Here is a 19,062-nt window from a genome sequence, read left to right as displayed (position 1 = left end):
ATACCTTACAGGAGTATGCCATGGATATGCTGACAACTGGGGTGCTGTGCTTTGCTGCCGGCGTGGTAACAGGTGCAGGACTGCTTTTCTGGTTGTTACCGGCACGGCGGCAAGCCGGCCAATTGATTCGCGATCGCGACGAGGCTCGTCAGGCACTGAATCATTATCGGGACAAAGTGGATGACCATTTTCTTCAGACCGCTGATCTGGTCAACGATATGACCCAGGCCTATCGCTCCGTGCACGAGCATTTATCGAAAGGGGTGCAAGTACTGTGCTCCGAAGTAGGCCGTAAGCGAGCCGTCGCCAAGTCTCTGGATTCCGCTCCGGGCAACGACAACAGCGAGCCCATGACACCGCCACTGGACTACGCGCCCAGCGCCAAAGGGACGCTATCAGAAGACTTTGGCCTGCAACAGAAACCCACGGGCCCTTTTGCTCCCGTAGATGTAGCAGACAACCCGTTACCAGACATAGTGGTGCAGCCGCCCCGGGATTATGCCGACGGCGACACGCAAGATACCGACACCACCAGCAACAAGACACCTGGCTGATTCCGGCAACGTTGCCATAACAACGCCAACCAGCAGACACAAAAAGCCCGCATCAGCGGGCTTTTTGTTAGATTCCACCAAATACTACCTGGCTGAGAGCCCCTGGCTCATGGCTGAATAATCGGTCCGTTCCAATTTTACTTTCTCAAAGCCCTGTAAGCCGACGTAATACCGCCACATCACCATCATTGAGCGGCTTACCCAGCTTGTACCGGACATCAGCACACAGTCTGCCGCTTCGTGCGGGCAGGTACGCATGGAGGCTATGGTGCCGCACTTGTTGCACCAGAAGGTTCAGTCGTTCTTCAGCGGCTGGGTGATCAACGCGTCGTCAGCAATCTTGTCGAAAACGTAATAAGCGTCGAGCGGACCGTAGTAATCGCCAACACCCCACGCTTCACACTTTCCCTTCAAGACGTATAGCAAAGCCTTATGAATCAAATAGGGCTGGCACCCGCATTCGCACCGGCGCGCTTTCCACTTCAATCTCTGCAGGCAAGCTGCCCGCCGGGTCACCGTCTGCCTGGATTGGCTCATTCTGGTTTTCGCAACGGATATGCACCCGCTGGGCACGCAGGCTGGCCACGCCATCCACCCGCTCCATACGCCCGAATAACAAGGCGATCAGGCAGCGTAACAAGAACCGTACTCCCTGCTTCTGAAATAACAGCACTTGGACCTGCGGGCGCAGAATATTGGCTTCGCGGCTCAACACGAAACTGCCGCCATAGTGGCGGCCGTTGGTAATGATGGCCGAGAAACAATCCAGCGGCCGACCATCTACTTCCACCCGGTAGTGACTCTGGCCGTAACGGCCAATCTGGCCAAGCATGGATTGCACATAGGCCAGCTTGCCGAAGCGTTCTTTAATGCCTAGGTTCACTCCGTTTACCACCCAGGCATCGTAGCCGACCCCGCACATCATGAGAAACCGTCGGCCGTTCAAACGCGCCGGCGTCACCGATACACTTTTACCCTGCACCACCACCTGAGCGGCCTGTTCCGGCTTTTTCGGCAGTTCCAGCTCCTTGGCCAGCACATTGGCTGTACCGGTAGCGAAAACGCCCAGCGCGACGCCGGCGGCTAGCCCATTGAGCACTTCATTGGTGGTACCATCGCCGCCCACGGCCACCACGCAATCGCCCTGGTCTGCCAGCCCCTTGAGATAATCAGTAGCATCGTGGGGGCCTTTGGTATGGTACTGGCACACCGTCGCGCCCAGGCGCTCCAGTTCAGCCACAAATCGGTAAAGCAGCGCTTCCCTTCCGCCGCCGGCAGCCGGGTTATAAATCACAGTGACTTTCATCAGACAGGAAACCCTCGTACTACTCCCGGTTCAAGCCGGGTTATCGATATCAATAAAGGTATGCTCGATACCATAATGATCACTAAGCCACTGCCCTAGCGCCATGGCGCCATAACGCTCGGTGGCATGGTGACCACAGGCAAAATAGTGCATCCCGGTTTCCCGGGCAAAATGGGTGGTCGGTTCTGAAATTTCGCCACTCAGGTAAGCATCCACGCCCTTGCTCTGAGCCTTTTCGATAAACCCCTGGGCTCCGCCAGTGCACCAGCCGATGGTTTCAATTTCATCCCCAGGATCACCAATATGCAGTGGTGTACGCCCCAGCACCGCTTCCACATGGGCCGCGAATTCCGACGCGCTCATAGGGCTATCCAACCGCCCCACATTGCCGATAGGTCGAGGGGAGTCATCGAGCCCTCCCTCGGTGGTCAGACCCAACCGTCGAGCCAGCTGCGCATTGTTACCCAGCGTCGGATGGGCATCCAATGGCAAATGGTACGCAAACACGTTGATATCATGGCGTAGCAGGGTTTGCAGCCGCTGTTTCTTCATGCCTCGAATCTGCTGGCTTTCCCCTTTCCAGAAATAGCCATGATGCACCAGAATCGCATCCGCTTCTTCTACTATGGCAGCATCAATGAGTGCTTGGCAGGCCGTCACCCCGGATACCACACGGTGGATCTGCTCGCGGCCCTCCACCTGCAAACCATTAGGGCAGTAATCCTGAAAACAGTCCACCGCCAGTTCCTGGTCGAGCAGAGACAACATGTAATCGCGCTTGAGCATGGCACCTACCGGAAGGTCGGAAAGTATAAATATGGTCACAGAACCCGTGATCGTCGATCACCGCGCTAACCCGATCATCGGCTGCACGGTGTAAGCTAATCTATGACTATGCGCTGTCGAGAGCATAGCAATAGGGGGCGTGCGGCCGTTTGTCGCAGTCAGCGGGTGGTAGCAATCGCCCTTCACAGGTTCTACTATTGCGCGCAGTTTACCTATCTGACCCCACACTTGTCTCGCAGAGGCCCTTCACCAGGCTACTCACGAAAAGGGGAACCGCATAACGAGGGCATTACCGGTGATCAAACTGCTTCGTTTTCTGGCCGGCCCGGTGCTCACCGGCCTAGCCGTCGGCCTTGTCGCCCTCTGGTGGTACCAGTGGGGCCCAAACGCCGCACCGGCACAGCATGACACCGGCGTGGCCAGCTACGCTGGTGCGGTGAACCATGCGGCCCCAGCAGTGGTGAACATCTATACCACCCAGATTATTACCAATGAAGAGGTGGCCAAAGACCCCCTGTTCAATCGATTCATGGAACAGCCCCGCCGCGAACGCGCCCTGAGCAGCCTAGGCTCAGGGGTGATTGTCGATGATAGCGGCTATGTGCTGACCAGTTATCATGTGATACGCGATGCCGATGAAATTCTGGTGGCCTTGCGCGATGGCCGTGATGCTCCTGCCCGGGTGGTGGGCACAGACTCGGAAACGGACCTGGCACTGCTGCATATTGCTTTGGAAAACTTGCCCGAAGTGGAACTCAACGGCAATGGCCCGGTACAGGTCGGCGACGTGGTACTGGCCATCGGCAACCCGCTGGGCGTGGGCCAGACCGTCTCCATGGGCATTGTCAGCGCCACCGGCCGCAGCCATTTGGGGATCGCCACCTTCGAAAACTTTATCCAGACCGACGCGGCCATTAACCGAGGCAACTCCGGCGGTGCACTGATCGATACCCGCGGCCATTTGATCGGTATCAATACCGCCATCCTCTCCGCCGACGGTAGCTGGCAGGGCATCGGCTTTGCCACCCCTGCATCCATTGCCAGAGAAGTGATGGACGATTTGATTGACCACGGCCGAGTGATTCGCGGTTACTTGGGCGTCACCGTGCAGGATATGACGCCCTCGCTAGCTGAAAGCTTTGGCGTGGAAGACGTGCGCGGAGGCGTAGTAACCGAGGTGGTAGTCGATAGCCCTGCCCATAAAGGCGGCTTGCAGCCCGGTGATGTGCTAGTGGGTATCAACGGTGACATCATGGCCGATGGCTATGAAGCGATGAATCGGATCGCGGGTATGAAGCCTGATGACAAGGTGACGCTAGAGGTTATCCGTAACCGTCAGCCGGTATCCGTAGACGTGGTCATTGGTACCCGCCCACCAGCGGAAACCGATTAAAGAGTTGAAGGCTGAAATGCGCATAGACATAGCCTGTTCGTTTAGTGCCAACAGGTAACGCCAGCAGGCCGCGCTCAAACTTTTTAACGTTGGGCGCGGTCTGCTGGCTTAAAACGTAGCCTCTACACCCTTATCCGTTTCATTTTTCAACGTTGAACTTTCCTCACAAGCCCTCTACACCGCTCAGAATTGCATCTTCAGGGTAGCGAATTTCGAAGCCTTGTTTGAGGCTTTCTTCGCCCCCGGCGGGCAAGGTGAACTGCCATCGTTGCAGTCCTTTCACGCCACTCACATTCTTGGCATCTGCGGCCTTGCCCTTGGCGGTGATAGTAATATTGTCGTTTCCGGCGACCGGAAGTCGATCCAACAAATTCACCGTCACGGCCTTATCGTAATGGGACGACAGAGTAATATTCTTCAACGCAGAGAGCGTGCTTTCTTTATTGATCAAGCCCACCTCTCCTTGCTGTGAGGGTTCGCGCACCACCGCAATCTGCAAGCGCGGATCATCACCGAAACTCATCTTCACGTGCTCGCCCTGCTTAATACTGTTGCCGCGGTAATAACGGGCCAAGCGTTGGCCATCACGCAACAGGGTAACGTGACCGGGCAACCAGGGCAGCGGGCTGGAGTTCTGCCACTCCCCCACCAGTAACACTGCCGGCTGCTGCCATAAGTAACTTTCGCGGGTCAAAGTTACCGGCAGCGCCGCCTGCTGATAAGGAAGCCGCGCGGTAGCGTCACCACTGGCCAGATTGAGCGGCGCTGAAAGCGGTACACGCATATCAAAACCGTGCGCCACAGGCGCTGCCACGGGCATCGCCTGGATACGCTGAGCCATATCTGTCTCATAGGCCGCAGATTCCGCCATTACGGAATGCAACGATGACTTACGCATCGCCGGCTGTGGTGTCGCCAGGCGTACCAGCCAAGGGTGCAGATCCGGGAGGGGGCGATAACCGGCGGGCACTAACCCTAGGGTGGCACTGACATTCTGCCAGTCCTCACCGGTACGGTTGTGAATCTGGGCAATGCCGGTCACCGCTACGGTCTCGTTGCCGCTATCCAGATCTACACGCAACTGATTCTGCCAACCGGCCTGGCCAGTAAAATAGGCAAGTTCCACCTGCGCGGTGGACTTGTTAGGAGCCGCCACGGTCAGTATCAACTGGCGGCTACGAGTCTGCCCCTGGCCCAGCAGCTGACGCTCCTGACGAAGGGCATCCAACTCCTGCTGCTGCCCATGCCGAATCTCCGCCCGCTGGTTGATAGCTGTTTGCCGTTGCGTCACCGCTTTGCCAATGAACTCCCAGGCGCTGGCCCATTTTTCTACCGGCACCTGGGCAAACACGGCCTGTCCTTGAGGTGCCTGGCCCATCAGGGATTGAAGGTGATTGATTTGCTGTTGATCAAGATCATCGGCTGCCTTGGCTTCGGCCATGGCCTGCTCCAGCTTGCGAATTGCCGCCTCCAACTCAGCCCGGTGAGCTGATACATCCACGTCCCCAACGGCAAACCCTTGCCGGATTGCCAGCAACTCAGCGCCGTTAACCGCCACTTGCAGACTATCCAGATCCAACTCAGGCAACCCCTTCACCACCAACTGGTGCTCACCGGCGGGCAAGGCCTGACTAAAAGTGCGAGTAAGATGCGCCTGAGCAGGAAACAACACGGCCTTATTCACCGGCGCGGTGACCGCAAAGTCGGCAGCGAAAAGAGAAAGCGGAATCAGGGCGCAAGTAAGCAGTAACACACGTTTCATTTTTAGGAGCCTTACCGTTGGGCGAATACCTGTTAGTACCGCAGGTAAGGGGAAAGGTTCAAGCAGGCGAGACTCTGCCAGCCTAAGCGACCGGGGCTGAGGCGTCTTCCCTGCTAAAAGCTCAAAAGCGAGTAAGCTGCAATGTTACTCCTTTACATAAAGAGGCCGCGCCCAAAGTTTGGGCACGGCCTCTTTATGTAATTTCAGCAAAAAATTACCCGGCGTTTTTCCACTTTGAAATCAACCCATCTAAAGCCACAATCAACGCCTGATTTTGCTCAGGCGTGCCAATAGTGATTCTCAGGTAGTCAGCGATACGCTCAGGTTTACCAAAATGACGCACAATAATGCCTTGCTCGCGCAAACCCTGGGCCAGAGAAAGTCCACTATGCTGCTCGTGGCGAGTGAAAAGAAAGTTGGCCGCCGACGGCAAGCTCTCAAAACCTCGCTGCTCGAGCTGCTCGTTGAGCCACTCGCGCTGCATGATTACTTGCTCACAGCCTTTTTCGAACCACTCCTGATCTTTAAACGCGGCCACGCCAGCGGCAATGGCCAGACGATCCAACGGATAGGAATTGAAGCTGTCTTTAATCCGATTTAGCCCATCAATCAGCGCGCCATCACCAATCGCCAAGCCGATACGCAACCCCGCCAGAGAGCGGGATTTTGACAAAGTCTGAGTCACCAACAGGTTCGGGTAGCGGTTTACCAAAGCGATGGCCGTAGCGCCGCCCTGCCCTTGGGGGCCGGCAAAGTCGATATAGGCCTCATCGATAACCACCAGGGTTTGCGTATTCGCCTGCAACAAACGCTCAATTTCACTCAGCGGCAACAGCTTACCGGTGGGCGCATTAGGGTTAGGGAAGATGATGCCACCATTTGCGCGTGGCTTGTCGCCTTCTAGATAATCGTCCACCGCAATACCCAGAGCATCATCGAGCGGCACAGGCTGATAGTCGATTTGATACAGGCCGCAATAGACCTTGTAGAAACTATAGGTGATATCTGGGAAAAGTAGCGGCTGATGCTGTTTGAAAAAGCCCATGAACAAATGCGCCAGCACCTCGTCGGAGCCATTGCCAACGAACACCTGAGAACGCTTTATCCCATAGCCCAGGCCGGAATAATAGTCGGCGATGGCCTGCTTCAGCTGGCTGCTATCCGGGTCCGGATACAGCCGCAGCCGATCGCCCACTTCGCCCCGAATCGCCTCGATTACCTTCGGCGACGGACCCAGCGGGTGCTCGTTGGTATTCAACTTCACTAACTTGTCCATCTTCGGCTGCTCGCCGGGAACGTAAGGCTCCAAATGGTGAACGAAGTCGCTCCAATATTTACTCATACGTATTCCGCCTGCATGCATCAGGCAACACGCATCACCCGTGGAAACGTGATGCGTGAGGCGTGTTAGCGTTTCTTGATTCTATATTCCGCACTGCGGGCATGGGCCGTAAGGCTTTCGCCACGGGCAAGCGGAGAGGCAATTTTTGCAAGACTGCTAGCCCCTTCCGGGGAGCAGCCAATCAGCGAACTGCGTTTCTGAAAATCGTACACACCCAATGGCGAAGAAAAGCGGGCGGTGGCACTCGTAGGCAGCACGTGGTTCGGCCCGGCGCAGTAATCACCCAACGCTTCGGGAGTGTGGCGACCCAGAAAAATCGCACCGGCATGGCGAACTTTTTTCGCCCATTGCTCCGCGTCATTAATGGATAATTCCAGATGCTCAGAAGCAATGCGGTTGGCGATTTCGATGGCCTGATCCAGATCCTTCACCTGAATCAACGCCCCCCTGTGCTTCATGGACGTGCGAATAATGGTTTCCCGCTCCAGAGTCGCGGCCAAGGTTTCCATGGACTGCGCAACCTGCTTCAAAAAATCGGCGTCCGGTGACACCAAAATGGCCTGAGCTTCCTCATCATGCTCAGCCTGAGAAAACAGATCCATGGCAATCCAGTCCGGGTTGGTCTTGCCGTCACAGACCACCAAAATTTCCGAAGGGCCGGCAATCATGTCGATGCCTACTTTGCCAAACACCTGCCGTTTGGCTTCGGCCACATAGATATTGCCGGGGCCGACAATTTTATCCACCGCCGGCACCGTCTCTGTACCGTAGGCCAAAGCGGCCACCGCTTGCCCACCGCCCAGAGTAAAGAGCTTGTCGACACCCGCAATAGCCGCCGCCGCCAGCACCATGTCATTGATGATGCCCTCTGGGGCAGGCGATACCATTATGATCTCGCCGACACCCGCCACCTTTGCCGGTAGCGCATTCATTAATACTGAGCTGGGGTACGCGGCTTTACCGCCGGGCACATAAATACCGGCCCGATCCAAAGGCGTCACCTGCTGGCCCAGCAAGGTGCCGTCCGCTTCCCGGTAGTGCCAGGAATCCTGTTTCTGCTTTTCATGGTAGCGACGCACACGATCAGCGGCCGCCTCCAGGGCTTCGCGTTGTTCAGCGGGAATACGCGCCAGCGCGGCCAGCAACTGAGCCTGATCCACTACCAGCTCATCCATGGCCGACACATCACGACGGTCAAAGCGGTTGGTGTACTCCACCAGAGCCACGTCGCCACGCTGGGCCACACCCTTGAGGATGCCGCGCACACGATGCGCCACCTCCTCGTCACGCTCTTCCGACCAGGCGGTTAGCGCGGCGAGCTTGGCATCGAAATCCGCATCTTGGGCGTTAAGCCAGGTGGTTTCCATGGTTGGCACCGTTTTAAAAGTCAGAATCTATTTTTACCACAGAGGGCTCAGAGTTCACGGAAAAAAAGCGACGCTTTTTCTATCGCAAAGATAAGCAAAACCTCTCGCTCAACATCACATCGAACAGGTATATTTTTAGCTGTTTACGCTATGCGATCTATGATGAAAGGCCTTTAACCTGCCTTGCGAGAGGCTACCGCCTCTACCAGCTTGTCCAAAATCGTTTGGATATCACTATGGCGAGTTTTCATGCTGGCGCGATTAACAATCACCCGGGTAGAAATATGGGCAATTAGCTCTGTGGGTTCTAGCCCATTAGCACGCAACGTGTTGCCGGTATCAACGATATCCACAATGCGGTCCGCCAGCCCCACTAACGGGGCCAGCTCCATCGCGCCGTATAGCTTAATCACTTCCGCCTGCTTGCCCTGCTGGGCGTAGTAGGCTTTGGCCACGTTTACAAATTTAGTGGCTACGCGCAGCCGGCTACCGGTTTCCGGAGCATCCTTCATAGCTGCCACCATCAATTTGCAGCGAGCAATATCCAGATCCACTGGCTCAAACACCCCGTCACCGCCATGCTCCATGAGCACGTCTTTTCCGGCCACACCAATATCCGCCGCACCATGCTGCACATAGGGGGGGACGTCCGTGGCGCGAATGATGATAATTTTTACATCGTCTCGGGTGGTGTCAAAAATCAGCTTGCGCGACGCTGCCGGGTCTTCCAGCAGCTCAATGCCTGCGGCTTTCAGCAGCGGCAGGGTTTCCTTGAGAATGCGCCCTTTAGAAAGGGCGATGGTCAATGGCTTACTCATCACAGGTCCCGATCCGGTCAGCGTGGTACGCGACGAATGATCGCGCCCAGCGATTGCAGTTTCTCTTCGATACACTCATAACCGCGATCAATATGGTAAATACGGTCCACGGTGGTTTCACCGGACGCGGCCAATGCCGCAATAACCAGTGAGGCAGAGGCGCGCAAATCCGTGGCCATCACCGGTGCCCCAGTGAGTTGCTCCACGCCACGGCAAATAGCCGTATTGCCTTGCACTTCGATATCCGCGCCCATGCGGTTCATTTCCTGCACGTGCATAAAACGATTTTCAAAAATAGTTTCAACAATAGTACCGGTGCCTTCGGCCACTAGATTCAGGGCCATGAACTGGGCCTGCATGTCAGTGGGCATGGCCGGGTATGGGGCTGTGCGCAACGACACCGCCTTCGGGCGACGGCCTTGCATATCCAGCTCAATCCAATCGTCACCGGTAGTAATCTTCGCACCAGCTTCTTCCAGTTTCTGCAGTACGGCATCAAGGGTACCCGGCACCGTGTCTTTAGTCTTAATGCGCCCACCAGTAATGGCCGCGGCAATCAGGTAGGTACCGGTTTCGATGCGATCGGCAATCACCTGATGATGACATCCGGTCAGGCGCTCCACCCCTTCAATGGTAATGGTATCGGTGCCGGCACCGCTGATCTTGCCGCCCATGGCATTGATGAAATCGGCCAGATCCACCACTTCAGGCTCTCGGGCTGCATTTTCAAGGTAGGTAGTCCCTTCGGCCAGCGCCGCGGCCATCATCAAGTTTTCGGTACCGGTTACGGTGACCACATCCATGACGATGCGTGCTCCTTTGAGGCGGCCATCCACAGAAGCATTCACATAACCGTTAGTCACCTCGATATCCGCGCCCATGGCCTCCAAGCCACGCAGGTGAATATCCACCGGCCGCGAGCCAATAGCACAACCGCCGGGCAGCGATACCGATGCTTTACCAAAATGCGCAACCATGGGACCCAGCACCAGAATCGAGGCACGCATGGTTTTCACCAGCTCATAGGGGGCCGTCAATTCCTTGATGGTGGTGGCGTTCACTTCCACGTTCATGCGGTCATCGATCACCACATGGACACCCATCCGGCCCAACAATTCGATCAGGGTGGTCACGTCCTGCAAATGCGGCAGGTTGCCCACCGTTACCGGCTCGTCAGCCAACAAAGTGGCTGCCAGAATCGGCAGCGCCGCATTCTTAGCCCCAGAAATGCGAATGTCGCCGTCCAACCGCTGGCCACCGGTGATGATCAATTTATCCATGAACTGTCTCTAATGGTTTCTTTCTTCCAACCCGTTCAGCCAAAGGCCGGGGTCAGGACAGGCCCTGATTCTGGGCTTTTTCCCACTCCGCCGGAGTAAAAGTAATGATCTGCACGGCATGGATAGTGTTACTTTTAATCTGCTCGTCGATGGTGGCATACACCATCTGCTGCCGCTTTACCGGCATCAAGCCACTAAAGGCCTCCGACACCACGCGAATCTGGAACCGGTCACCGCCGCCTTCCACTGCCACGTCGGCACTCTCAAAACCAGCTTCTACCAGCGTGATTACGTCTTCCGGATTCATCTTTACTCCTCATCAGGGCCTTCGCCAGGCCCAAACAGCATTGGAGCGGCCCGGGGCCGCTCCATCAAAATTGTTATCAAGGGCGCAATAATACGCGAGCGCGTTGCCCCTTACCACGGCGGCACCGTCCCCAACACCATCCAGGACCCCAACGCAGCAAGATTATTTACCCTGCTAGCCTTCTTCTTTTAGGCCCGCATCAATTTTGGCATCCGCAGACCAGTTATCGACCACTTTGTCGATATCATTGTACTGTTGCATGCCTTGGGCGAACTGGCTTTTGAAGGTGTCTCGCAGATCTAGACCATTCACGTACACATTGATTACCCTCCACTGATCATCACGCAAGAATAGGGTGTAGTAGATGGGCACCACCTGGCCGGAGTTAGTCTTCACTTCCATGCGCACTCGGGCGTAATCGCCTTTACGATCGCCATCCTGCATTGGCAAGATGTCGATTTTCTGTCCGTCATACAGGGTAATGCCGGACGCATAGGTGTTGATTAAGCTGTTTTTGAAGACATCCAAAAACCGGTATTTCTGCTCCTTGCTAGACGGCCCAAAGTAATCGCCCATGACCATGCGGGTGATGCGCTTGAAATCCACCAGATCCGCCAGCTCTTCACGCACCAGCTCTTTGGCCCTATCCGGATCGGCTTTCAACGTCTCTCGCTCCGCTTCAACACGAGACGTCATGCGCTCCACCGCATCCGCCACCACCTGGCGAGGATCACTCTGGGCCTGGACCAGTGCTGCCATTGCGGTCAGCATGACCACCAACCCGAAGCGAAGCCAGGCGGCCATATACCATTGTAAATGCATAGATTACTCCCTATTTAGTCTTCGGCGGTTTTACGGTGTTCTTTACCTGCTGTCCAGTGATCAACAACCGCAACACACTGAACCTCAGTGCTTTTATTGGAGTCACAGAGTGCAAGGCGGTTCCCTTCAACGCGATCGAGTTACCGATTACGGGTCAACGTGGAGGCCACAACACGTGTATAATCGCCGCCAATATCAAGGAGAGCGCATGAGCCACAACCACATCAGCGTTGGCCAACGGGTACTAGAAATCGAAGCCCGGGCCGTGGATGCTCTGAAAGACAGCCTGGACACCAGCTTTTGCGCCGCCTGCGACCTGATGCTGAACGCCAAAGGCCGCGTCATCGTCACCGGCATGGGCAAAAGCGGGCACGTAGGCAGCAAGCTAGCCGCCACTCTTGCCAGCACCGGCACCCCCTCTTTTTTTGTTCACCCTGGCGAAGCCTCCCATGGTGATTTGGGCATGATTACCGCTGACGACGTGGTACTGGCACTGTCCAACTCCGGCGAAACCGCCGAAGTGCTGGCCATATTACCGGTCATCAAACGTAAGGGCACCGCCTTGGTCGGCATGACCGGGCGCCCACAATCTGCATTAGCGCAACTGTCAGATGTACATCTGACCGTGGCCGTAGCGGAAGAGGCCTGCCCCCATAATCTGGCACCGACTTCTTCGACCACCGCCGCGCTGGCCATGGGCGATGCCTTGGCTATTGCCCTGTTAGAAGCCCGCGGCTTCACACCGGAAGACTTTGCCCTCAGCCATCCCGGAGGCAGCCTAGGCCGGCGCCTGCTATTGAAAGTGGATGACATCATGCACACTGGTGAGCAGCTTCCCGTGGTCAGCACTACCACCTCGCTCAGCGAAGCCCTACTGGAAATGACCCATAAAGGCCTGGGGATGACCGCCATCACCCACACAGACGGCACTCTAGCCGGCATTTTTACTGATGGTGACTTGCGCCGCATCCTCGACCGGGACATCGATATTCGAAAAGCCACCATTGCCGAGGTTATGGTTTCTGATCCAATCACCATTGCCCAAGGTCATCTAGCCGCTGAAGCTTTACAAATCATGGAAAACCGCAAGATTAACGGCTTAATGGTTTGTGACAGTGATGGCAAACCGCTCGGCGCTTTCAACATGCAAGACCTACTGCGCGCGGGAGTAGTGTAAATGGCCATGCAACTGCCCCCTATAGATGTCCAGAACTTGCGCTTGATGGCGTTTGACGTGGATGGTGTGATGACCGATGGCCGTCTGCTGTTTGGCCCCAACGGTGAAGAACTGAAAGTTTTCAATACCCTGGATGGCCACGGCCTGAAAAAGCTGGCGGCCAGCGGCGTCACCCTAGCTATCATTACCGGGCGCAACTCGCCCATGGTGGCCAAACGCGCAGCGGACCTGGGCATCAAGCATGTTATTCAAGGCCGCGAAGACAAGGGCGTCGCCTTGGAAGCTCTGGCTGACTCGCTGAACATGCGCGCCAGTGAAACCGGCTACGCTGGTGACGACGAACCTGACGTTAGTGCCTTGCTCTGGGCGCAACTGAGTTTTGCCCCAAACAACGCCCACGACTGCGCCAAAAATGCGGCAAATCACATCACTGTCCGTCGCGGTGGAGAGGGAGCGGTACGGGAAATCTGTGACGCCATTCTTGCCGTGCGGAGCCCGGCATGAAACGTCAGGGGCTATTAAGTGCCACCGGCATTCTGCTGCTGGGGCTGGTGATGCTGATGACCCTGCACGAGTGGGACAGCGCTCTGCCTGGCCAAGACAATGCGGTGGCTATGGCACCGGCAATCATTGCTGACCAGGTCAGCGCGCGAGCCTTCAGCGAAAAAGATGGCAGCCTGCAGTACCACTTAACTGCGGACAGTTTAGTGCAGTTCGACCACAATCCGCTCACCAAGATGCAAGCCCCAGTACTGATCATGGCCAACGACAAAGGCAGCTGGACCATCACTAGCGAGCAAGGCATCGTGCAAGAAGACGGCGACCTGATCTCTTTTCTTGGCAAGGTCAATGTGAATAATCCGATCCAGAAAATGACCGTGAATACAGAAGAACTGCATTTCAACAGCGACACTAACATCGCCACCACCCCCGGCGACGTAGAAATGCGGTTTGACTCCGGCCAGACCCGTGCTGGCGCCCTGGAAGCAGATCTCAACAAGGGCGTTCTGGAACTAAAACAAGGAGTAAAGAGTGAATTTGAAGCACCGGCTTCATAGCACCTGCAATCTCGCCGTACTGGCATTGCTTATAGCTTTCCCCTTGGGCGTTCAGGCCGCCCCCATGGAAGGCACGATCCAGGTCACGGCAGACAACGGTCGTTTCGAGCAGAGTGCCGGCAGCGGCGTGTACAGCGGCAACGTGGAACTGATTCAAGGCAAGCGCAAACTGTTTGCCGATGAAATGCGCATGTTCACCCAAAATAGCGAGCTGGTTCGGGTGGAAGCTACCGGCACCCCGGTGCGCATGGAAGAGGGTGAAGGCCTTAACGCCCACGCTGAAAATCTGGTTTACAATATTAAAGCTCGCACCTTGGTCCTGACCGGCGATGCCTACATCGAACACCAGGGCAACACTTTCGAGGGCGCCAAGGTAGAATACAGCCTAGACTCCAAGCGAGTGGACGCCAGCAGTGAAGGTGACCAACGGGTGCGGCTGGTAATCCCCGCCGAAAACCAGACAACCAATGCCCCTGTCGACGCGAATATTGAAGCGAATAACAGCAACCCAAACGACACCCAAAGTGAAGGCAGCGACAGCGCATCACCTAAGGCGGAGCCCAACACACCATGAGCCATTTACGCGCCCATCACCTAGCAAAAAGCTACAAGGGTCGCCGGGTTATCGAAGACGTTTCCCTGGATGTAGAAGCCGGCCAAATTGTCGGGCTACTGGGGCCCAATGGGGCCGGCAAAACCACCTGCTTCTACATGATTGTTGGGCTAGTGGAGGCCGATGCCGGTCGCATTGAAATCAACGACACGGACATTACCCACCTGCCTATGCACGGTCGCGCCCAGCGGGGGATTGGCTACCTGCCTCAAGAAGCCAGTATCTTTCGCCGTCTAACGGTGGAAGAGAACATCATGGCCATCCTAGAAACCCGCAAGGAGCTTAGCAAAGCAGAACGCCACGAGCGCATGGAAGGCCTGCTCAAGGAATTCCACATCGGGCACATCCGCGATTCGCTGGGGATGAGCCTGTCCGGCGGCGAGCGCCGCCGCGCGGAAATCGCCCGAGGCTTGGCCACAGACCCTGACTTCATTCTGCTGGACGAACCTTTTGCTGGCGTTGACCCCATCTCGGTTAACGACATCAAAGGCATCATTCGCCACCTCAAAGAACGCGGCATCGGCGTCTTAATCACCGACCACAATGTACGCGAGACCCTGGATATCTGTGACACCGCTTATATCGTCAGCGCTGGCCACATCATCGCCTCCGGTGACGCGGATATTATCCTTGCCAACCAACAAGTGCGAGACGTCTATCTGGGCGCCGATTTCAGACTATAAGGTCCGCCGCAAATCCTCTCTTCTATTGTGACTTGCGGTCATCCCTAGCACACAGTTTCACCTGGCACAAATATTGCTTAGCGTGTAGATAGACTGCTATCCTGGGTTTTTTGGGGACTAGCAGAATACTGAGCAGTATGAAGCCCACACTACAATTACAAATTGGCCAGCAGCTCACCATGACACCGCAGCTGCAGCAGGCCATTCGCCTCTTGCAGCTATCCACTTTAGACCTGCGCCAGGAAATCCAGCAAGCAGTAGAGAGCAACCCCCTGCTGGAATTGGCAGACGATTTCGGTGACGATGCCCTCCCCGAGCATGACGAAGAACGTCAGGATGAAGAGCTCGACACCGACCGTGATAACGCCCTAGAAGAACTGATACAAGACGAGCCCGAGGTGGAAACCGAATGGGATGACGTCTATTCCGGCCAGAGCACCAGCAACAGCGCCGCACTCCCCGACGATGCCGACGAATGGCAGCAACGACACGCCGTTTCCGGCAACTTACAGGACCACTTGCTCTGGCAGCTAAACCTCACCCCCATGAGCGATGTAGACCGGATAATCGCCATAACGATTATCGAGTCCCTGGACGACCGTGGTTACATCACTGCCCCCCTAAGCGATATCGTCGACATGGTGAATGCCCAGCCAGACCTACTCACCGAAGGAGACGAACTGGAGCACGATGAAGTGCTTGCCGTGCAGCACCGGTTGCAACAGTTCGACCCGGTGGGCGTCGCCAGCGTCAACCTAGCTGACTGCCTCGGCGTCCAGCTGCGCCAACTGCCAGCGGACACCCCATTGCGCGACGAAGCCTCTGCCCTACTGGAACATCTGAACCTACTAGAAAAGCACGATTACACCGCACTGCGCCGCACCCTTCAACTCTCTGAAGAGGTCCTTCTAGAGGCTTTATCCCTACTGCGCACCCTGGACCCAGCCCCCGGTGAGCAAATTGGCGAACCTCAAGTGGACTACGCCGTTCCTGACGTGATCGTCCGCCAACATCAAGGTCGCTGGCAGGTGAGCCTAAACGACGACGTCCTTCCGCGGGTCAACCTGCAACAGCAATACGCGAGCATTGCCCGTACCACCAGCGGTGAAGACGGGCAATATTTGCGCAATTGCGTTCAAGAAGCGAAATGGTTCATCAAGAGCCTGCAAAGCCGCCACGACACTTTGCTCAAGGTGGCCACCCGCATCGTGGACGTGCAACAAGGGTTCTTCGATTATGGCGATGAAGCCATGAAACCCCTGGTTTTGGCGGATATTGCCGATGCTGTTGAAATGCATGAGTCAACCATCAGCCGGGTCACCAATCAGAAATACATGATGACACCACGCGGCGTCTTTGAGCTGAAATATTTCTTTTCCAGTCATGTGGGAACCGACGGCGGCGGTGAGTGTTCCTCCACTGCTATTCGTGCCATTATTAAGAAACTGGTCGCTGCAGAGAATCCCCGCAAGCCACTCAGTGATAACAAGCTGGCGAGCTTGCTCAATGAGCAGGGAATCAATGTAGCGCGCCGGACCGTCGCCAAATACAGAGAAGCGATGAGAATACCGTCTTCTAGCGCCCGTAAACGTTTAGTGTAGAGCGCCAGAACGGACCCAGGAACGCGGGGAAAACCTTGCGAGGCCAGCCTGAAAGGCTGAATAAACAAGGTCTTTATCCCGGGTTTCTCAAACAGGTAAAGGAGCCAGCCATGCAAATTAATATCAGCGGTCATCACCTGGAAATTACCGATGCCTTGCGCACTTATGTGGGAGATAAATTTTCCCGCCTTGAGCGCCATTTCGACCAAATTACCAGCATCCAGGTGATTCTTTCCCCGGAACCCAAAAGCCACAAAGCCGAGTCCACAATTCATATTTCCGGGGCCGATGTCTTTGCCACCGCTGAGGCAGATGACATGTATGCTGCGATCGATAAACTGACGGACAAATTGGATCGTCAGATTCTTAAACACAAAGAAAAAGCCGTCAGCCACAAGCACGGTCACTAACCCAAAGCGACAATTATGCGAGTTCGCGAACTACTGACTCTGGCCCGCACCCATCACGGCGTGCAGGCCAGCAGCAAGAAACAACTGCTTGACCAGGTTGCACAGCTGGCAGCTGCCAGCTGTGGCAGCCTTAATGAGCAGGAAGTCTTCGACGCTCTGGTCGCCCGGGAAAAACTGGGCTCCACGGGCATTGGCGAAGGCATTGCCATTCCTCATTGTCGACTAGGACATTGCCAACAGGCTGTAGGCCTGTTGTTAAAACTAGAAACCCCCATTGATTTCGACGCCGTTGACGGTCAGCCTGTGGATTTGGTGTTTGTATTACTCGTCCCCCAGGACAACCCGGAACAACATCTCAAAACCCTCAGCCATCTGGCCTCCCTGTTCAACGACGAGACTTACCGTACAGAACTGCGACGCAGCATTGACAACCAGCAGCTCTACCAGGCGGCGATAGAATCTGAGGCAGAGTTACGATTGGCATCATGAAGCAACACAGCAGGCTCTCGCGCATTATGCCGCGCATCCAAAACACGTCCTCACCTATCGGTCTTGCGTTCCAATATACTGCGAGCCACCCGCGAGCGGTGCAACCATGAAACTCACCATTATCAGTGGGCGCTCCGGTTCAGGGAAAACCACCGCGCTGCAGGCACTGGAAGATCAAGGCTTTTACTGCGTCGACAACTTGCCAGTCGGCATGCTACCCACCCTGGCAAAACAACTCAGTGAAGGCGACCCCCCAATTGAGCGGGTCGCCGTTGGTATTGATGCTCGCAACCTCCCCGCCCAGTTACTGGCCTTCGACAACATTCTTCACGCACTTAATGAACAGCAGGTTCGCAGCGAAATCATCTACTTAGATGCGGATGATCACACTCTTCTTACTCGCTTCAGCGCTACCCGTCGCCGCCACCCACTGGGCACCGATCAACGCTCTCTGGCCGACGCCATCGGCCATGAACGTGAGCTACTGGCCAACATCCGCCAACGTGCCGACCTAGTCATCGACAGCAGCAACCATGACGTCCACACCCTGCGCAATCTCATGCGTGAACGGGTAGCTCGCCGTGAAGCCACACTGTCATTGCAACTGGAATCCTTTGGCTTCAAGAATGGCCTGCCCACCGATGCCGACCTTGTGTTCGATGTGCGAGTGCTGCCCAATCCTCACTGGCATGCAGACCTGCGTCCTTTCACCGGCAAGGATGACTGCATTATCGAGTTTCTTAGCCAGCACCAGGCCAGTCACGACATGCTCAAAGATATTGGCGATTTCGTTGTGCGCTGGCTACCGGCCTTTGCCAACAGCGACCGCAGCTATGTCACCGTGGCGATCGGTTGCACCGGCGGCCGCCATCGCTCCGTCTTCATCACCGAACAGCTGGCAAAAAATCTGCGCGCAGAAGGCATTGTCCTTCAGGTCCGCCATAGGGAACTCTAACCCAGCAAGCAGCCACCTCCTCCGACCACAAGATGACCGATGATTGAAAAACAACTCGATGTAATCAACAAACTCGGCCTGCATGCCCGCGCTGCCGCCAAAGTAGTCAGCGTGGCATCACGCTACAACAGCAGCATCCTAGTACTGCACAAAACGCAGACCATCGACGCGAAAAGCATCATGGGCTTGCTCATGCTCGGGGCGGCCAAGGGAAGCCGCATCACCTTTCGAGTGGAGGGCGATGATGAACAACAGGCTATGGACGAACTGAAAGACTTGTTCTCTCGCCGTTTTGACGAAGGAGAATAGACGCAGATCAAGGTTTTGTATCGTATACAG

The 19,062-nt window shown here is 55.9% G+C and carries 21 protein-coding genes; 12 read left to right on the top strand and 9 right to left on the bottom strand.

The genetic code is table 11. The features are described from left to right. The first annotated feature begins 20 nt into the window (after positions 1-20). The gene (locus AS19_RS02950) at positions 21-554 is read left to right on the top strand and encodes a YhcB family protein (RefSeq protein WP_011587854.1); all 534 of its coding nucleotides are present in this window, start codon (positions 21-23) and stop codon (positions 552-554) included. A 430-nt stretch (positions 555-984) separates the two neighbouring features. Here AS19_RS02950 and AS19_RS02945 read toward each other — a convergent pair whose 3' ends face one another. Together AS19_RS02945 and AS19_RS02940 are read right to left on the bottom strand one after the other, a co-directional pair. Further along, complete coding sequence (locus AS19_RS02945; protein WP_035460607.1) at positions 985-1,860, bottom strand: diacylglycerol kinase family protein; 876 nt, start codon at positions 1,858-1,860, stop codon at positions 985-987. Positions 1,861-1,890: 30 nt separating this feature from the next. Continuing rightward, complete coding sequence (locus AS19_RS02940) at positions 1,891-2,646, bottom strand: Nif3-like dinuclear metal center hexameric protein (RefSeq protein ID WP_035460604.1); 756 nt, start codon at positions 2,644-2,646, stop codon at positions 1,891-1,893. Between the two features lie 295 nt (positions 2,647-2,941). Between AS19_RS02940 and AS19_RS02935 the strand changes: the two genes are divergently transcribed. Next, a complete protein-coding gene (locus tag AS19_RS02935) occupies positions 2,942-4,039 on the top strand; it encodes a trypsin-like peptidase domain-containing protein (RefSeq protein ID WP_011587851.1) in 1,098 nt (365 codons plus the stop codon). A 163-nt stretch (positions 4,040-4,202) separates the two neighbouring features. Here the strand turns inward: AS19_RS02935 and AS19_RS02930 are convergent, their stop codons facing one another. From AS19_RS02930 to AS19_RS02900, 7 genes are all read right to left on the bottom strand, one after another. After that, a complete protein-coding gene (locus AS19_RS02930; protein WP_046961679.1) occupies positions 4,203-5,801 on the bottom strand; it encodes a DUF4139 domain-containing protein in 1,599 nt (532 codons plus the stop codon). Positions 5,802-6,015: 214 nt separating this feature from the next. Next, complete coding sequence (gene hisC, locus AS19_RS02925; protein ID WP_046961678.1) at positions 6,016-7,143, bottom strand: histidinol-phosphate transaminase; 1,128 nt, start codon at positions 7,141-7,143, stop codon at positions 6,016-6,018. Between the two features lie 65 nt (positions 7,144-7,208). Then, positions 7,209-8,510, bottom strand: a complete 1,302-nt coding sequence (hisD, locus tag AS19_RS02920) for a histidinol dehydrogenase (protein WP_046961677.1) — start codon at positions 8,508-8,510, stop codon at positions 7,209-7,211. 173 nt (positions 8,511-8,683) lie between these two features. Then, positions 8,684-9,328, bottom strand: a complete 645-nt coding sequence (hisG, locus tag AS19_RS02915) for an ATP phosphoribosyltransferase (protein ID WP_011587847.1) — start codon at positions 9,326-9,328, stop codon at positions 8,684-8,686. 17 nt (positions 9,329-9,345) lie between these two features. Next, positions 9,346-10,608, bottom strand: a complete 1,263-nt coding sequence (murA, locus tag AS19_RS02910; protein ID WP_011587846.1) for a UDP-N-acetylglucosamine 1-carboxyvinyltransferase — start codon at positions 10,606-10,608, stop codon at positions 9,346-9,348. A gap of 52 nt (positions 10,609-10,660) precedes the next feature. Further along, entirely contained in the window at positions 10,661-10,915 is a 255-nt protein-coding gene (locus AS19_RS02905; RefSeq protein ID WP_011587845.1) for a BolA family protein, read from the bottom strand. A 174-nt stretch (positions 10,916-11,089) separates the two neighbouring features. Continuing rightward, entirely contained in the window at positions 11,090-11,737 is a 648-nt protein-coding gene (locus AS19_RS02900; RefSeq protein ID WP_046961676.1) for a phospholipid-binding protein MlaC, read from the bottom strand. Between the two features lie 208 nt (positions 11,738-11,945). Here AS19_RS02900 and AS19_RS02895 point away from each other — a divergent pair, with 208 nt between their 5' ends. The 10 genes from AS19_RS02895 to AS19_RS02850 all read left to right on the top strand — a co-directional run bounded on the left by AS19_RS02895 (position 11,946) and on the right by AS19_RS02850 (position 19,032). Beyond that, positions 11,946-12,914, top strand: a complete 969-nt coding sequence (locus tag AS19_RS02895) for a KpsF/GutQ family sugar-phosphate isomerase (protein WP_011587843.1) — start codon at positions 11,946-11,948, stop codon at positions 12,912-12,914. Next, the gene (locus AS19_RS02890) at positions 12,915-13,418 is read left to right on the top strand and encodes an HAD family hydrolase (protein ID WP_046961675.1); all 504 of its coding nucleotides are present in this window, start codon (positions 12,915-12,917) and stop codon (positions 13,416-13,418) included. It abuts the gene before it with no gap. Then, entirely contained in the window at positions 13,415-13,972 is a 558-nt protein-coding gene (lptC, locus tag AS19_RS02885) for an LPS export ABC transporter periplasmic protein LptC (protein ID WP_011587841.1), read from the top strand. Before AS19_RS02890 ends, lptC begins: the two co-directional genes overlap by 4 nt. Further along, positions 13,947-14,546, top strand: coding sequence for a lipopolysaccharide transport periplasmic protein LptA (gene lptA, locus AS19_RS02880; protein ID WP_011587840.1), 600 nt, complete (start codon positions 13,947-13,949; stop codon positions 14,544-14,546). Before lptC ends, lptA begins: the two co-directional genes overlap by 26 nt. After that, on the top strand, positions 14,543-15,268 hold the full coding sequence (lptB, locus tag AS19_RS02875) for an LPS export ABC transporter ATP-binding protein (RefSeq protein WP_011587839.1): 726 nt from the start codon (positions 14,543-14,545) through the stop codon (positions 15,266-15,268). Before lptA ends, lptB begins: the two co-directional genes overlap by 4 nt. 137 nt (positions 15,269-15,405) lie before the next feature. Beyond that, the gene (locus AS19_RS02870) at positions 15,406-16,869 is read left to right on the top strand and encodes an RNA polymerase factor sigma-54 (RefSeq protein WP_035460588.1); all 1,464 of its coding nucleotides are present in this window, start codon (positions 15,406-15,408) and stop codon (positions 16,867-16,869) included. A gap of 110 nt (positions 16,870-16,979) precedes the next feature. Further along, positions 16,980-17,279 (top strand): ribosome hibernation-promoting factor, HPF/YfiA family, encoded by a 300-nt coding sequence (gene hpf / locus AS19_RS02865; protein ID WP_011587837.1) that lies wholly within the window; start codon positions 16,980-16,982, stop codon positions 17,277-17,279. Between the two features lie 15 nt (positions 17,280-17,294). Continuing rightward, entirely contained in the window at positions 17,295-17,768 is a 474-nt protein-coding gene (ptsN, locus tag AS19_RS02860) for a PTS IIA-like nitrogen regulatory protein PtsN (protein ID WP_011587836.1), read from the top strand. Positions 17,769-17,874: 106 nt separating this feature from the next. Further along, complete coding sequence (gene rapZ / locus AS19_RS02855) at positions 17,875-18,723, top strand: RNase adapter RapZ (protein ID WP_011587835.1); 849 nt, start codon at positions 17,875-17,877, stop codon at positions 18,721-18,723. A 39-nt stretch (positions 18,724-18,762) separates the two neighbouring features. Then, positions 18,763-19,032 carry an HPr family phosphocarrier protein gene (locus AS19_RS02850; RefSeq protein WP_011587834.1) on the top strand — a complete coding sequence of 90 codons (270 nt, stop codon included), beginning with the start codon at positions 18,763-18,765 and terminating at the stop codon, positions 19,030-19,032. The last annotated feature ends 30 nt before the right edge of the window (positions 19,033-19,062 follow it).

Origin of the sequence: Alcanivorax sp. NBRC 101098, from assembly GCF_001010505.1 — a bacterium.
GTDB classification, from domain to species: domain Bacteria; phylum Pseudomonadota; class Gammaproteobacteria; order Pseudomonadales; family Alcanivoracaceae; genus Alcanivorax; species Alcanivorax borkumensis.
Note: the sequence above shows the minus strand (reverse complement) of the source record. Positions and strands in the feature narration are given on the sequence as shown.

Excerpts from the sequence above, each read along its gene's own strand:
- AS19_RS02950 (WP_011587854.1), top strand. The coding sequence starts at position 21 with ATGGATATGCTGACAACTGGGGTGCTGTGCTTTGCTGCCGGCGTGGTA.
- AS19_RS02945 (WP_035460607.1), bottom strand. The coding sequence starts at position 1,860 with ATGAAAGTCACTGTGATTTATAACCCGGCTGCCGGCGGCGGAAGGGAA.
- AS19_RS02940 (WP_035460604.1), bottom strand. The coding sequence starts at position 2,646 with ATGCTCAAGCGCGATTACATGTTGTCTCTGCTCGACCAGGAACTGGCG.
- AS19_RS02930 (WP_046961679.1), bottom strand. The coding sequence starts at position 5,801 with ATGAAACGTGTGTTACTGCTTACTTGCGCCCTGATTCCGCTTTCTCTT.
- hisC (WP_046961678.1), bottom strand. The coding sequence starts at position 7,143 with ATGAGTAAATATTGGAGCGACTTCGTTCACCATTTGGAGCCTTACGTT.
- hisD (WP_046961677.1), bottom strand. The coding sequence starts at position 8,510 with ATGGAAACCACCTGGCTTAACGCCCAAGATGCGGATTTCGATGCCAAG.
- hisG (WP_011587847.1), bottom strand. The coding sequence starts at position 9,328 with ATGAGTAAGCCATTGACCATCGCCCTTTCTAAAGGGCGCATTCTCAAG.
- murA (WP_011587846.1), bottom strand. The coding sequence starts at position 10,608 with ATGGATAAATTGATCATCACCGGTGGCCAGCGGTTGGACGGCGACATT.
- AS19_RS02905 (WP_011587845.1), bottom strand. The coding sequence starts at position 10,915 with ATGAATCCGGAAGACGTAATCACGCTGGTAGAAGCTGGTTTTGAGAGT.
- AS19_RS02900 (WP_046961676.1), bottom strand. The coding sequence starts at position 11,737 with ATGCATTTACAATGGTATATGGCCGCCTGGCTTCGCTTCGGGTTGGTG.
- AS19_RS02895 (WP_011587843.1), top strand. The coding sequence starts at position 11,946 with ATGAGCCACAACCACATCAGCGTTGGCCAACGGGTACTAGAAATCGAA.
- AS19_RS02890 (WP_046961675.1), top strand. The coding sequence starts at position 12,915 with ATGGCCATGCAACTGCCCCCTATAGATGTCCAGAACTTGCGCTTGATG.
- lptC (WP_011587841.1), top strand. The coding sequence starts at position 13,415 with ATGAAACGTCAGGGGCTATTAAGTGCCACCGGCATTCTGCTGCTGGGG.
- lptB (WP_011587839.1), top strand. The coding sequence starts at position 14,543 with ATGAGCCATTTACGCGCCCATCACCTAGCAAAAAGCTACAAGGGTCGC.
- AS19_RS02870 (WP_035460588.1), top strand. The coding sequence starts at position 15,406 with ATGAAGCCCACACTACAATTACAAATTGGCCAGCAGCTCACCATGACA.
- hpf (WP_011587837.1), top strand. The coding sequence starts at position 16,980 with ATGCAAATTAATATCAGCGGTCATCACCTGGAAATTACCGATGCCTTG.
- ptsN (WP_011587836.1), top strand. The coding sequence starts at position 17,295 with ATGCGAGTTCGCGAACTACTGACTCTGGCCCGCACCCATCACGGCGTG.
- rapZ (WP_011587835.1), top strand. The coding sequence starts at position 17,875 with ATGAAACTCACCATTATCAGTGGGCGCTCCGGTTCAGGGAAAACCACC.
- AS19_RS02850 (WP_011587834.1), top strand. The coding sequence starts at position 18,763 with ATGATTGAAAAACAACTCGATGTAATCAACAAACTCGGCCTGCATGCC.